Annotated in this window: 14 protein-coding genes; 11 read left to right on the top strand and 3 right to left on the bottom strand. The window is 45.3% G+C overall.

The features are described from left to right. Positions 1–187 precede the first annotated feature (187 nt). The 7 genes from nuoH (at position 188) to AC3FZD_RS14480 (ending at position 5398) form a co-directional block, all read left to right on the top strand. Positions 188–1306, top strand: a complete 1119-nt coding sequence (gene nuoH / locus AC3FZD_RS14510; protein WP_488736721.1) for an NADH-quinone oxidoreductase subunit NuoH — start codon at positions 188–190, stop codon at positions 1304–1306. Positions 1307–1350: 44 nt separating this feature from the next. Then, on the top strand, positions 1351–1947 hold the full coding sequence (gene ndhI, locus AC3FZD_RS14505; protein ID WP_488736720.1) for an NAD(P)H-quinone oxidoreductase subunit I: 597 nt from the start codon (positions 1351–1353) through the stop codon (positions 1945–1947). Positions 1948–1952: 5 nt separating this feature from the next. Continuing rightward, complete coding sequence (locus AC3FZD_RS14500) at positions 1953–2564, top strand: NADH-quinone oxidoreductase subunit J (RefSeq protein WP_488736719.1); 612 nt, start codon at positions 1953–1955, stop codon at positions 2562–2564. Positions 2565–2607: 43 nt separating this feature from the next. Further along, a complete protein-coding gene (gene nuoK, locus AC3FZD_RS14495; protein ID WP_488736718.1) occupies positions 2608–2919 on the top strand; it encodes an NADH-quinone oxidoreductase subunit NuoK in 312 nt (103 codons plus the stop codon). A 119-nt stretch (positions 2920–3038) separates the two neighbouring features. After that, entirely contained in the window at positions 3039–3962 is a 924-nt protein-coding gene (locus AC3FZD_RS14490; RefSeq protein WP_488736717.1) for an NAD(+) kinase, read from the top strand. Positions 3963–4001: 39 nt separating this feature from the next. Next, on the top strand, positions 4002–4703 hold the full coding sequence (locus AC3FZD_RS14485; protein ID WP_488736716.1) for a ComF family protein: 702 nt from the start codon (positions 4002–4004) through the stop codon (positions 4701–4703). 38 nt (positions 4704–4741) lie between these two features. Next, positions 4742–5398 (top strand): response regulator, encoded by a 657-nt coding sequence (locus tag AC3FZD_RS14480; protein ID WP_488736715.1) that lies wholly within the window; start codon positions 4742–4744, stop codon positions 5396–5398. A gap of 36 nt (positions 5399–5434) precedes the next feature. Here the strand turns inward: AC3FZD_RS14480 and AC3FZD_RS14475 are convergent, their stop codons facing one another. After that, on the bottom strand, positions 5435–5626 hold the full coding sequence (locus AC3FZD_RS14475) for a hypothetical protein (protein WP_488736714.1): 192 nt from the start codon (positions 5624–5626) through the stop codon (positions 5435–5437). Positions 5627–5807: 181 nt separating this feature from the next. Between AC3FZD_RS14475 and AC3FZD_RS14470 the strand changes: the two genes are divergently transcribed. After that, positions 5808–7241 (top strand): GAF domain-containing sensor histidine kinase, encoded by a 1434-nt coding sequence (locus tag AC3FZD_RS14470; RefSeq protein WP_488736713.1) that lies wholly within the window; start codon positions 5808–5810, stop codon positions 7239–7241. Positions 7242–7463: 222 nt separating this feature from the next. Here AC3FZD_RS14470 and AC3FZD_RS14465 read toward each other — a convergent pair whose 3' ends face one another. Further along, positions 7464–9095 (bottom strand): CocE/NonD family hydrolase, encoded by a 1632-nt coding sequence (locus AC3FZD_RS14465; RefSeq protein WP_488736712.1) that lies wholly within the window; start codon positions 9093–9095, stop codon positions 7464–7466. A gap of 298 nt (positions 9096–9393) precedes the next feature. On the opposite strand from AC3FZD_RS14465, the gene AC3FZD_RS14460 reads away from it, so the two are divergent. Next, a complete protein-coding gene (locus AC3FZD_RS14460) occupies positions 9394–10710 on the top strand; it encodes a TMEM143 family protein (protein ID WP_488736711.1) in 1317 nt (438 codons plus the stop codon). Positions 10711–10740: 30 nt separating this feature from the next. Then, positions 10741–11400 carry an ABC transporter ATP-binding protein gene (locus AC3FZD_RS14455; RefSeq protein ID WP_488736710.1) on the top strand — a complete coding sequence of 220 codons (660 nt, stop codon included), beginning with the start codon at positions 10741–10743 and terminating at the stop codon, positions 11398–11400. On the opposite strand, the gene AC3FZD_RS14450 is transcribed toward AC3FZD_RS14455, so the two are convergent. Continuing rightward, a complete protein-coding gene (locus AC3FZD_RS14450) occupies positions 11395–11757 on the bottom strand; it encodes a hypothetical protein (protein ID WP_488736709.1) in 363 nt (120 codons plus the stop codon). The two genes, AC3FZD_RS14455 and AC3FZD_RS14450, sit on opposite strands and share 6 nt — an antisense overlap. Before the next feature lie 84 nt (positions 11758–11841). Between AC3FZD_RS14450 and AC3FZD_RS14445 the strand changes: the two genes are divergently transcribed. Beyond that, on the top strand, positions 11842–12414 hold the full coding sequence (locus tag AC3FZD_RS14445; protein WP_488736708.1) for a Uma2 family endonuclease: 573 nt from the start codon (positions 11842–11844) through the stop codon (positions 12412–12414). Positions 12415–12470: the final 56 nt, after the last annotated feature.

The raw sequence follows: 12470 nt of genomic DNA, 5'->3' as shown, positions 1-12470 counted from the left end.
TAACCTCAGCTTGGATAGAGCGATCGCCGGCCGCCAGGTCTCTCCCCATTCCGCCAGGGGACTATTTATGGTCAAATAGGAACCATGTTGATGGGTCTAATTAGCAGATCCAACCCAAAAAACCCTCAATAAACTCTAAAATCCATAAAGGAAGTCTGACTTCCTTTCACTGGAATCGCGAGGAAAGATGAATTTAGGAATTGACTTACAAAGAAGTTTTATCGAATTGCTGACTAACTTCGGTCTACCCCAGGGAGCTGCCAAAGCCTTGTGGATTCCCCTACCCATGTTAGTCGTTCTGGTGGGCGCAACCGTGGGCGTATTAGTCACCACCTGGCTAGAGCGAAAAGTATCGGCGGCTGTTCAACAGCGCATTGGCCCCGAATATATGGGCCCCTTTGGGGTCTTAGTTCCCGTTGCCGATGGTCTGAAACTACTCCTGAAACAGGATATCATCCCCGATAAAGCCGATCCGATTTTATTTACCCTAGGGCCAGCCCTAGTGGTGATTCCGGTCTTTTTGTCCTTTCTGATTGTGCCCTTTGGACAAAACCTGATGATCTCCAATCTGGGAATAGGCATCTTTTGGTGGATTGCCCTTTCCAGTGTTGCCCCCATCGGCTTATTAATGTCAGGCTATGCCTCCAATAACAAGTATGCCTTGTTAGGAGGACTGCGAGCAGCCGCCCAATCGATTAGCTATGAAATTCCCTTGGCATTCTGCGTACTGGCGATCGTGATGATGTCTAATAGCCTGAGTACCGTCGATATTGTCGATCAACAATCCGGTTATGGCATCCTCGGTTGGAATATCTGGCGGCAACCCGTAGGCTTTATCATTTTCTGGATTGCTGCTTTAGCCGAATGCGAGCGCCTACCCTTCGATTTACCTGAAGCCGAAGAAGAATTAGTAGCTGGATATCAAACCGAGTACACCGGCATGAAATTTGCCCTGTTTTACCTCGGCTCCTATGTCAACCTGGTACTCTCCGGTCTGCTCGTAGCCATCCTATACTTAGGAGGATGGGAATTTATTATTCCGATTGAGCAAGTGGCTCAGTGGTTAGGCATACCCGAAACTACCCCCTGGTTACAAGTCTTGATGGCCAGTTTGGGAATTACCATGGTGATTTTCAAAGCCTATTTACTGGTGTTTATTGCTGTTCTCTGTCGGTGGACTCTCCCCCGCGTGCGGATTGACCAACTGTTAGATTTAGGATGGAAATTCCTTTTACCGGTTTCCTTGGTCAATCTTCTATTGACCGCAGCTCTAAAGTTAGTCTTTCCCTTTGCCTTTGGTGGGTAGGGGACAGTTACCTGTTTTGTGGAGTTACGAGGGATTAATCCATCATGTTAAAGTTCTTAAAACAAGTCAGTGACTACGCGAAAGGGACGGTAGAAGCAGCGAAATATATTGGTCAAGGTCTGTCGGTGACCTTCGACCATATGCAACGCCGTCCCATTACTGTGCAATATCCCTATGAAAAACTGATTCCTTCGGAACGGTATCGGGGACGAATTCACTTTGAGTTTGATAAGTGTATTGCCTGTGAAGTTTGTGTGCGAGTTTGTCCGATTAATCTCCCTGTGGTCGATTGGGAGATGAATAAAGAGTCGAAGAAAAAACAACTGAAGCACTACAGTATTGATTTCGGAGTCTGTATTTTTTGCGCCAATTGTATTGAATATTGTCCGACGAATTGTTTGTCAGCGACGGAAGAGTATGAGCTGGCGGCCTACGATCGCCATGAGTTGAACTATGATAATGTAGCCCTGGGCCGCATTCCCTATAAAGTCACCAATGACCCCATGGTTCAACCGATGCGTGAATTTGCTTATCTGCCCAAGGGAGTCATTGACCCTCATACCGTATCCCATAAGGAGCGACGGGCTGGACTGCGGCCAGAGGAAATTCTGGAAAAATCGGAAACACCAAACAAGGATTAAAGAACGTGAATTTAGCTGAAGGGGTTCAATTGGTATCATTTGGGCTGTTGGCGATCATGGCGATCGCCGCCGCCCTCGGCGTAGTCTTACTCAAAAATATTGTCCACTCTGCCTTTTTATTAGCCGGGGTGTTGATCTGTATGGCTGGGCTGTATCTATTGCTGAATGCCGGGTTTGTGGCGGCAGCTCAAACCCTGATCTATGTGGGGGCAATTAATGTCCTGATCCTGTTTGCCATCATGTTAGTGAATAAACAGGAAGACTATCAACCCCTGGTGCGGGGTTGGATTCGTAAAGGTGCAACAGCAGCCGTTTGTGGGGGGTTGTTTGCTCTCTTAGGGACTATGGTTGTGCAAACCCCCTGGCAACTCTCCACAGAGGCGATCGCCGGAGATAGCGCAACAGTGCTGATCGGGTTGCATTTCTTTAGTGATTTTCTCCTGCCTTTTGAGTTAGCATCCATCCTCTTATTAATGGCTTTGGTGGGAGCAATTATTCTCGCTCGTCGGGAAGAAATCCCCGACCAACCTGCCCAAGGTAGAGGGATTCCTGATATTTTACAATTGCCGGAACGACCCAGGGAATTAGTCTCATCGGCTAAGAAAAATGAATCCTAAATGCTCTAAACTTGATTAATTTCTTGAGAGGAATGGAAACAGGATGGTTTTACAACTAGAATATTTTTTGATCATTGCAGCCGCTCTATTTTGTATTGGCATTTATGGCTTGATTACTAGCCGTAATGCAGTGCGAGTTCTCATGTCGATTGAGTTATTACTCAATGCGGTTAACTTAAATCTGATGGCTTTTTCTAATTTCTTAGATCCGCAAGGCATTCGCGGCCAAGTGTTTACGGTATTTGTAATTACCGTAGCCGCAGCCGAAGCAGCCGTCGGTTTGGCGATCGTACTATCCATTTACCGTAACCGCAATACGGTGGATATGGAGCAGTTTAACTTACTGAAATGGTAAGGAGAAAATCTTAGGGGTTGGGTTAACCAGCCCCAAGTTATTGAGTAATGAGTAATAAACATCATTTTTAATTTTTTCGGCTGTCGCCGACATGAAAATTTTTAATTTTTAATTGAACTGTGGAACTTAAACAGGTCATCATTTCCCATAAAGCCGGAGATACAGACAGTCGCAAATGGGCAGAACGATGCGCGAAAGAGTTGGATGCCCTGGGTTGTCGCGTGCTAATGGGGCCATCCGGAGCTAAGGATAATCCTTATCCGGTGTTTTTAGCTTCAGCCCCCGAACCCATCGATCTAGCGGTAGTTTTGGGGGGGGATGGCTCTGCTCTGGCGGCAGCTCGTCAGTTGGCCGCCGAAGGTATCCCGATATTGGCGGTGAATATTGGTGGTCATTTGGGCTTTTTAACGGAGTCGGCGGATAACTTTTATGACACGCAAAAAGTTTGGGATCGGTTGCAGAGCGATCGCTATGCGGTGCAGCGTAGAATGATGTTAGAAGCAGCCGTTTATGAGAGTAATTTGCGGTTTGTGCCTCCAGTGAGCGATCGCTTCTTAGCCCTCAATGAAATCTGCATTAAACCCGCTTCCCATGACCGCATGATTACCTCCAAGCTAGAAATTGAGATCGATGGCGAAGTAGTCGATCAATATCAAGCTGATGGTTTATTGGTGGCCACTCCTACCGGTTCGACTTGTTACAATCTCTCAGCCAATGGCCCCATCATTCATGAGGGCATGGAAGCGATGACTGTTACCCCCATTTGTCCCTTAAGCTTGTCAAGTCGTCCCATTGTTATTCCTTCCGGTTGTATCGTCAGCGTCTGGCCCTTAGCAGACTACGATCTCAGTACCAAACTCTGGACAGATGGCGTAATGGGTACGGCGATTTGGCCCGGTCATCGGGTCGATGTGCGAATGGCCGATCATCAAGCTAAGTTTATTATCCTCCAAGAAGATCATTCCTACTATCGTACCCTCCGCAATAAGCTCCAATGGGCGGGGACAAGGATTGAGTTTGATAATAATCACCGCAAGAATTAAACACTAACTAAATGATTAGACTAAGAGAGGGTAACTTTTATGGGATTTTGGACTCAAGTCACCGATAGTCTTCTGAATCTATTTTTGCGCCCGAATTGTCCTTTATGCGATCGCCCCACAGATGGGGAAGTGTTCTGTTCAGCTTGTAGTCGCTCCCTGCGTCAATTGCAGTTTTGCCCTTCCCGTCGCCAGCTCTACACTTGTTCCTCCCCCTCAATTCCCGTATGGGTTTGGGGAAAATATCAAGGACAGCTCAAACAGGCGATCGCCAGCTTAAAATATCACAACCATCCCGAAATTGCCCGACCTCTGGGGCAATGGTTGGGGGAAGCTTGGAAGGCAACAACGCCCTCTAAGCGAGTCTCTCCCCTCGTCATTCCCATTCCCCTACATCCAGAAAAACTCAAACAACGGGGATTTAACCAAGCCGAACGCCTAGCAGCCAGTTTTTGCCAAGTAACCGGTTTACCCTTATCTGCCAACGGTCTCATTCGCACTCGGCAAACGGAAGCCCAATTTAGCAAAAGTGCCGATCAACGCCATGCTAATCTTAAAAATGCCTTTACCGCGAACAAGGCTCAGATTTCCCGTTATCGTTCCTCCCCTGTGCTATTGTTAGACGATATCTACACCACAGGGGCAACGGTACACTCTGCCACCCAAGCCTTACATCGTCAGGGAATATCTGTTTATGGTGTAGTGGCGATCACTACTACGGGTGCAACCCAACCTCCAGTTTAATCTTTCCTCTTTTACTCATTATCCAGCACGATTACCTTATGTCTCCTTCCCCAGAACACCCCACTCCCTTAAGGGTTCTCATTGTTGAAGACGACCCCATGATGCAACTTGGCTTAGAACAAACCCTAACCGAATTTCCCCACTTGGAAATTATTGGCCAAGCGGAAGATGGTTATCTAGGGGTGCAAGCCGCCAAACAGCTCAAACCCGATTTAATTGTCATGGATATTGGTCTGCCTCGCTTAGATGGCATTGCCGCCACCCAACAAATTAAAGCTGAACTTCCCAACACGCGGGTTGTCATGCTCACCTCCCACACCACCGAAAATGAAATTATTGCGGCCCTCTCCAGTGGTGCAGATGCCTATTGCATTAAAGGGGCTAATGTAGACCGACTTTTAGCTGCCATTGCAGCAGCCCAGGAAGGGGCTACCTATCTCGATCCTCAAATTGCCCGTCAAGTGATTAGTCATCTCAAACCCCCCACGCCTCAAGGTAATATTGCCAACTTATCCGAACGGGAATCTGAAGTGCTTAAGTTAATGGTAGAAGGCTATAGTAATCCCCAGATCGCCGAGCAGCTCTACCTCAGCCCCAATACAGTCAAAACCCATGTACGGGGCATTATGAATAAGTTAGCGGTTGATGACCGGGTACAAGTAGCTGTAAAAGCGTTAAGAGAAGGGCTGGTGTAGTGATGCCAGTGCCCTATGCCATGGTCTCTTTGAAGTCTAAGCTTGTCGATTCTTTTCCGTTAACCCTAAGCCAGCCACTTCCATCAGCAGAGCTGTACCGGGTAATCCAGGGGGGATACTTTTGAGAGCGAGTAGTCCAGAAGCTACACAGCCACCACTGAGCAAAAATAGGGCAGCGCCGCCGGTGACTAATCCTTGGGCAACTTTGGTTTGGAGTTCGGGTTTCATAGGTTTTTTTAAGTTTTTTGCCAGTTTCGTGAAATTTTCAGGGATCTAATGTTAAGTAATGATAAGTCCTTTTCCAGATTTTGTCATCTCATTGGATTTTTACCGAGATCAGACGGATTACCGGTCTAAAGTTAGATACCCTGGTAAAGGATAGTTCTTAGACCTGGTACTAAGGCCAATCTTGATTCTAAACGACTTGCAATTAGCCACAGCCATGAGCATTCAGCCTCCTAATTCCGATCCATCTTCTTTAACATCTGACAAAAGTTCACTTAACTTGGACAGAGTTGAGCAACGAACCAGTCAACTGGAGCAAGCTTTAGAGTTTGAGGCTATGCTCAAGCGGATTACGGATAAAGTCCGAGATAGTTTAGATGAAACCCAAATTTGGCAAACTGCGGTTCGCGAATTGACGTTAGTGTTGGGGATTAAAGGGTGTAATGCCTCTTTGTATGATTTAGAGAAGGGAACCTCTACCATTTGCTCGGAATATGCGACTACTATTCCCGCGATTCATGGACGGGTGGCGAAGTTAGCTAAGTTTCCTGAACTGTATCAACAACTGCTGCGAGGACAGTATTTTCAATTTTGCTCCTTATTGCCGAATCCGGAACGGGGGCGATCGGCGATGTTGGCTTGTCCCATTTTTGACAATCAAGGGGTGCTGGGGGATTTGTGGTTGGTTCATGCTGCGGAGTATGAGTTTAGTGAGCTAGAAATTCGATTGGTGCAGCAAGTGGCGAATCAATGTGCGATCGCCATCCGTCAAGCGCGTCTGTTTCAATCTTCACAAGCTCAAGTGAAGGAATTGGAAAAACTGAATAATCTCAAGGATGATTTTCTCAGTACCGTCTCCCATGAGCTACGCACCCCGGTGTCTAATATGAAAATGGCAATTCGGATGCTCAATATTTCCTTAGAGCGATATCTGGCTCCTGAATTGAATCCCCCACCGGAGACTCCTAACCCGCAGAGGGAAGCTTTAGAGAAAAAAGTGACCCATTACTTGCAAATTTTAGGGGCTGAATGCGAACGGGAAATCAACCTGATTAATGATTTACTTGATCTACAACGGTTGGAAAATCAGGAAGCGCCCAATGAACTCGATCGGATTAATTTAGAGAATTTTATGGAAAAAATTCTACCCTCATTCCGCGATCGCGCCCAGAGTCGTCAACAAAATCTTGCCGTTGAAATTGCTGATGAGATTCCTGATTTTCTCTCAGAAACCTTTAGTTTAGAGCGAGTGATTGCCGAACTGTTAAATAATGCTTGTAAATATACCCCTCCAGGGGAATCGATTCAATTTAAGGCTTGGTTGCAGGAACCTCCTGAATTTTTACCCTCTAATCCCGATCGGACTGTGATGAGTCGTCCTAAACTCTGGATTGAGGTTAAAAATACAGGCATAGAAATTTCTGAGTCTGAATTAGATCGGATTTTTGATAAGTTTTATCGTATCCCCAGTGCCGATCCTTGGAAGCAAGGGGGTACAGGTTTAGGACTGGCTTTAGTGAAAAAGTTGAGCGAGCGTTTAGGGGGAAAAATTCAAGTTAGCAGCGAGAGCAAGTTTGTTTGCTTTACGATGGTTTTGCCGATTCAGGTGGCGATATAGCACTTGGGTAGCGCTTTGAGCCATTTTAGCGATCGTTAAAAACAGTCATTAATGTACTTTATAGCAGAGAAAACGGCTGTATTCCTTAAAATAACTGCCTCCTCTATAAACAAAAGGAGGCAGTTATGTTCGAGCTTATCCTGTAGCCACGGCTATTTTAACTCACCCTTTTTGGCAATATGGTAACAATGACTACGGGGATCGCAATTAAATTAGGAACCTTCAAAAACTCGATTCTAGGGGTAAGAGGAGATGGGAAGGATAAGCACCGCCAGATTGAAGGGAGAAGCTGATAATCTGGGCATCAATTAAACGGGTTTGACCAGGGTTTTGGCCTGTACCGGGATTGATGGGATAGGCGGGGAAACAAGCACTACTTAAACTTAAACGCAGACTACTGCCCACGGGTAATTGTATACAAGTTGATTGTAGGAGAATTTGTTGATAGCTCTGGGGTTCCGTTACACAGAGATAACCTTGGGTAAAGTTATAAACTCGGCCATCGGGTTTGACTTCACAGAGGATGGCGCAAAGGTCAAAGCTGTGGGTAGAGGCTTGTACATAGACTTCAACGATCGCCTCTCCTAAGATGCATAGGGTCTCTGTTAAGGGTTCGCTGGTATAGGTGACGGTATCTGTGCGGCACTCTAGGTGGGAGCGATCGCAGGCTCCAAAGGGACTATAGACATGGCCTCCCAAAGCGGGAAAGGGTCTCCAGGGGTCATGAACCCAGCGATCCACACTATGATTAGGAGGTAGACTTTCGGTTAAAAAACCCTCCTTATCGCTGATATTGGCCAGTCCCGTACTGGAGAGATAATAGGATTTATGGGGGTGTTTCGGCCACTTAGAGAGCGATCGCCATCGGTTACTTCCCATCTCAAATAGTGAAATCGGGGGCATATCCAGCCGTCCGGTATCCTGACCTTTGAGAAACTGATTAAACCAATTCACCTGAATTAAATCAATAGGACTTGCTGCGGCTGCACCATAATCGAGTTCTCCTACCTTACGCCCCCAAGGGAGATGGGCCCAGGGGCCAACGATCAGATGCTGGGGATAACTACTGCGTCCGGCCAACTCATGATACCAGCGCAATGTGCCTCGCAGATAGGGATCGAACCAACCGCCAATATGGAGCATGGGCAGATCCACCCCATCTAATTTTGGCGATAAGTCTTGCCAGTAGTCATCTGCTTCAGTATGTTCTAACCACCGATAATAGAAGGCATCGGGGCAATATTTCCGCAGGGTTTCATCTAAGCGGGGTTCTCGGCCATGGATGGGAAGATTTCGGGAGGCACTGTAGAGAATTTGGTGGGCGATCGCATCTTTTTTTAATCTTGCCGTTTCGGCCGCTAATTGCAAAGCCCAGCTTAAATTACCTGTTAAACAAAAGGCTCCTCCTTCATAAGCCCAATCTGCATATAGATCGTAGGCAATCATGGCTGGACAGAGGGTTTTTAAGGCTTTCGGTTTAGCTGAAGCGGCATACAATTGGGTCATTCCCTGATAGGAAAATCCATACATTCCCACTTCGCCCGTACTTCCGGGGAGTTGGGCTGCCCAATTAATGGTATCTATGCCATCTTCGACTTCATGGGTAAACAGGTGAAATTCCCCTTGGGAGGTTCCCCGACCGCGCACATCTTGAATGACGACAATATAGCCATGGGCTGCATACCATTCAGGGTGAGCATAGACCACTGTGGAGGCAATTTCCCGACCATAGGGTTGCCGCATGAGTAGCACCGGATAGGGGCCCTCTCCTTCAGGTTGATAAATATCAGCATCGAGTCTGACTCCATCACGGGTGAGCAGGGATGCGGTTTGTTTGGGACGCAGAGTTAACATAATTGCCTAAATAATAGTGATGCTGTAGAGAATTGCTTTTTGGGCTTTCAGGTCAGTCAGAACTATTGCTTCGTCTATGTCTTGAAGGAAGTTCATGACATCTGGAGCATTTTTTGGACATCAAGCAGATAGAAGCGATCGCGACTAAAGGTTTAAGCTTCTCTGGTGTACGATTATAGGCGACCCGGTATCCGGATGCTTGTAATTTCAGGGTCATGGGGCCAAAGCCCATGGCTATGATACCGACTCTCACAAGTTTCCTCCTCAGTTGCCTTTGATTTTCGATCTTCTCTGACCTATGGCTCATTATAGCGATCGCGAAGCCCATATTCCTTTTGACCGCCATCATCTGATTGAATTATGTCTCAGAGATGGGAAACTTCCCAAAGGCGATCGGGAAAAATTTCGCCAATTTTGTCAAATTTTATCCGCCTATTATCATTTTTACTTCCATTCAATTTTAGAAGATCTCAAACACTATTATACACCCTTTAATCCCTCTGAAACTCTCTCTGAATTTCAGAAATTCACCTCTAGGGAGCAGCAGCAGATGGAAGCTGATTTTTTTCACCATTTTGAGCAAGTTTTAGAACGGGCCAATTATTTTCCCCTTTCCCAAGAGACTCTCGAACAAGCCTTTAACCAAAGATCCTTGATTGAACTGAACACTGATGTTGATTTCAACGACTTCGATCGAATGCTATTCTACTGTCAGGGAGATATTTATGAACTGATTACCCGTAGAAAGTGGTTTCGCACTATTGAGGAGAAACTGGATATTTTTGAGCGAGTGGTTATCGCGATGAAGTTCAAAAATAACTCCTATTTTACCGACCATAAAGATCTCAATTTTAGTTCGGGAAAGATTTACATTTTTTATTATCAAAATGTCCCTAAATTTGACTTAGAATTTCTATTTCCTAATGTCAAAGTTAGCATGACTTGGAAAGACCGATTAATCTTAATTGCTTCAGCCATTGGTGCAGCCATTCCTCTGCTGATCAAGGTGTTGCCTCAAATCGTAATTATTGTCGGTATTATCCTATTTTTCACCGGCACGCTACCGGGAATGGAAGACCTTAAAGCCAATGAAGAGGAGGTACGGAATTTAACTCCAGTTTTGCTCACTACCCTATCTCTTTTAGTTGCCTTGGGAGGATTTGCCTTTAAGCAATATAGTAGCTACAAAACCAAGAAGCTCAAATTTCAGAAAAAAGTAACTGACACCCTATTTTTTAAGAATTTAGCCAATAATACCAGTGTTTTTCATGGACTGATTGATGCCGCAGAGGAAGAAGAATGTAAAGAGATTATTTTAGTTTACTATCATTTGCTCACCAGTGGCAAACCCATGACTCCAGAAGACTTAGACGATCGGATTGAATCCTGGATGGAAACGACTTGGGATCGTCGCATCGACTTTGATATTAATGGCCCCCTAAATAACTTATATCATATTCGCGGAAGATTAAAGAATATGCAAGGTAAACCTCAATCTGATGTTCCATTATTGAGCTATGATGAGTGGGGCAAATGCCAAGTTAAATCCTTAGATGATTCCTTGGAAATTTTAGATTATTTATGGGATAATGCCTTTCGCTATAGCCAAAGTTAGGTAAATCGTGGGGAATAGGAAAGAGAGATTATGAATAACAAGACGGGTTTATCAGTTCATCAAGTTGGGCGCAAAATTGAAGAAAAATGGCTCTGGAGAAACTTAACCTTTAGCCTAAATCCAGGATCTCGCCTGGGGTTAGTGGGAGCATCTGGAAAAGGGAAAACCCTATTATTACGCGCTCTGGCGGGATTAGATCCCCTGGATGAAGGTCATATTTTATGGTCAAAAGAGGGAAGAGAAAACTGTAATCTTAACCCCAATCTGTTACCCTATTATCGGTCGCAAGCGATCTATATTCATCAACAACCGAGTCTATTTGAAGGGACAGTTGAAGAAAATTTGCAGATTGTTTATAGCCTAGCTACTCATCAAAATAAAGCGTATAATCGGGACTATGTTCAAACCTTGCTCTCTCAACTGAATCGCTCTAAGGATTTCCTGCAAAAGTCAGCGATGAATTTATCTGGAGGAGAGCGACAAATTCTGAGTTTAATTCGCGCTCTGCAATTGCATCCGATGATTTTGTTCTTAGATGAACCTACGGCATCTCTCGACCCAAAAACGACAGAACAAGTGGAAGAGTTAATCAATAATTGGATCGAGGAAAATCCTGACCGATGCTGTATTTGGACAAGCCATGATAGTCAGCAAATGGAGCGGGTAATGAACGATCGCCTAGAATTATAGAAACTCATTCATGTGGCTCATGGCTTCTTTTAAGGTTTGGGTTAGGTTAATGGCTCTCATGGGTTGATCGCCGTCACTACTGACCATAATGATACTACGGGTTTTGTTGTCGATCGCCTCACAGTCGATCGCCACGGAGACAGTGGGACTGACTGCTAAAACTCGGCTGGCATTGACATTTAACACCGGAACATCAGTAGCGGCGATCGCCTCTTCCGCTTTTTGCAAACAAGCCGAAACCGACAGATCTAACCATAATTTTTCGTAGTATAGCGTTGGCCCTGCCCAAGCAACAAAGGGATAGCTCAGAATAAGGGTGCTAAGAGTAGTACCGATCCAATGAGAAGCAGTTTTCATCGTTAATCTGGAGGTTACAATTTCGGAAAGAGTAAATTAAATAGGGATATAATATTAACGTCAGTTTTGGTTAAGTATACCCTTATGAATCCTTTGACATTAAATTTAGATACTGTTAACCTCAGTGACGATCAATTTTATCACTTATGCCAAAATAACCGCGAGTTGAACTTTGAACGAAATGCTAGAGGAGAACTCATTATTATGCCCCCTGTAGGAGGTGATAGCGGAAAGCGAGAAGCTGATCTAATCACTGATTTGAGTATTTGGAATCGGCAAACTAACCTGGGTTATACCTTCAGTTCCTCTACGATCTTTAAGTTACCGAATGGTGCAGATCGTTCTCCAGATGCGGCTTGGATTCGCCGGGAACGCTATTTAGCCTTAACCCCGGAACAACGGCGTAAATTTCCGCCAATTGCGCCCGATTTTGCGATCGAATTAAGGTCAGCAACGGATAGTTTGGAACAGTTGCGTGCCAAAATGAGGGAATATATTGATGTGGGTGTACAATTGGCATGGTTGATTAATCCTCAACAGCAACAAGTCGAAATTTATCGGCCCCAAGAGGAAGTCGAAGTGCGAAATTTACCTACAGAATTATCGGGCGAGTCCATATTACCCGGATTTAGTTTGAATCTGGATCTGTATGATTAATTTCGTTCTTGACTTCTTTTAAGGAATGGGTAATGGGGAATAGGCAAAAGTTGATC

It is taken from the genome of Roseofilum sp. KMC-1 (assembly GCF_057802075.1).
Note: the sequence above shows the minus strand (reverse complement) of the source record. Positions and strands in the feature narration are given on the sequence as shown.

What these genes read in the sequence shown, in the direction of transcription:
- AC3FZD_RS14480 (WP_488736715.1), top strand. Translation starts at nt 4,742, where the DNA reads ATGTCTCCTTCCCCAGAACACCCCACTCCCTTAAGGGTTCTCATTGTT.
- AC3FZD_RS14485 (WP_488736716.1), top strand. Translation starts at nt 4,002, where the DNA reads ATGGGATTTTGGACTCAAGTCACCGATAGTCTTCTGAATCTATTTTTG.
- nuoK (WP_488736718.1), top strand. Translation starts at nt 2,608, where the DNA reads ATGGTTTTACAACTAGAATATTTTTTGATCATTGCAGCCGCTCTATTT.
- AC3FZD_RS14455 (WP_488736710.1), top strand. Translation starts at nt 10,741, where the DNA reads ATGAATAACAAGACGGGTTTATCAGTTCATCAAGTTGGGCGCAAAATT.
- nuoH (WP_488736721.1), top strand. Translation starts at nt 188, where the DNA reads ATGAATTTAGGAATTGACTTACAAAGAAGTTTTATCGAATTGCTGACT.
- AC3FZD_RS14450 (WP_488736709.1), bottom strand. Translation starts at nt 11,757, where the DNA reads ATGAAAACTGCTTCTCATTGGATCGGTACTACTCTTAGCACCCTTATT.
- AC3FZD_RS14465 (WP_488736712.1), bottom strand. Translation starts at nt 9,095, where the DNA reads ATGTTAACTCTGCGTCCCAAACAAACCGCATCCCTGCTCACCCGTGAT.
- ndhI (WP_488736720.1), top strand. Translation starts at nt 1,351, where the DNA reads ATGTTAAAGTTCTTAAAACAAGTCAGTGACTACGCGAAAGGGACGGTA.
- AC3FZD_RS14460 (WP_488736711.1), top strand. Translation starts at nt 9,394, where the DNA reads ATGGCTCATTATAGCGATCGCGAAGCCCATATTCCTTTTGACCGCCAT.
- AC3FZD_RS14475 (WP_488736714.1), bottom strand. Translation starts at nt 5,626, where the DNA reads ATGAAACCCGAACTCCAAACCAAAGTTGCCCAAGGATTAGTCACCGGC.
- AC3FZD_RS14445 (WP_488736708.1), top strand. Translation starts at nt 11,842, where the DNA reads ATGAATCCTTTGACATTAAATTTAGATACTGTTAACCTCAGTGACGAT.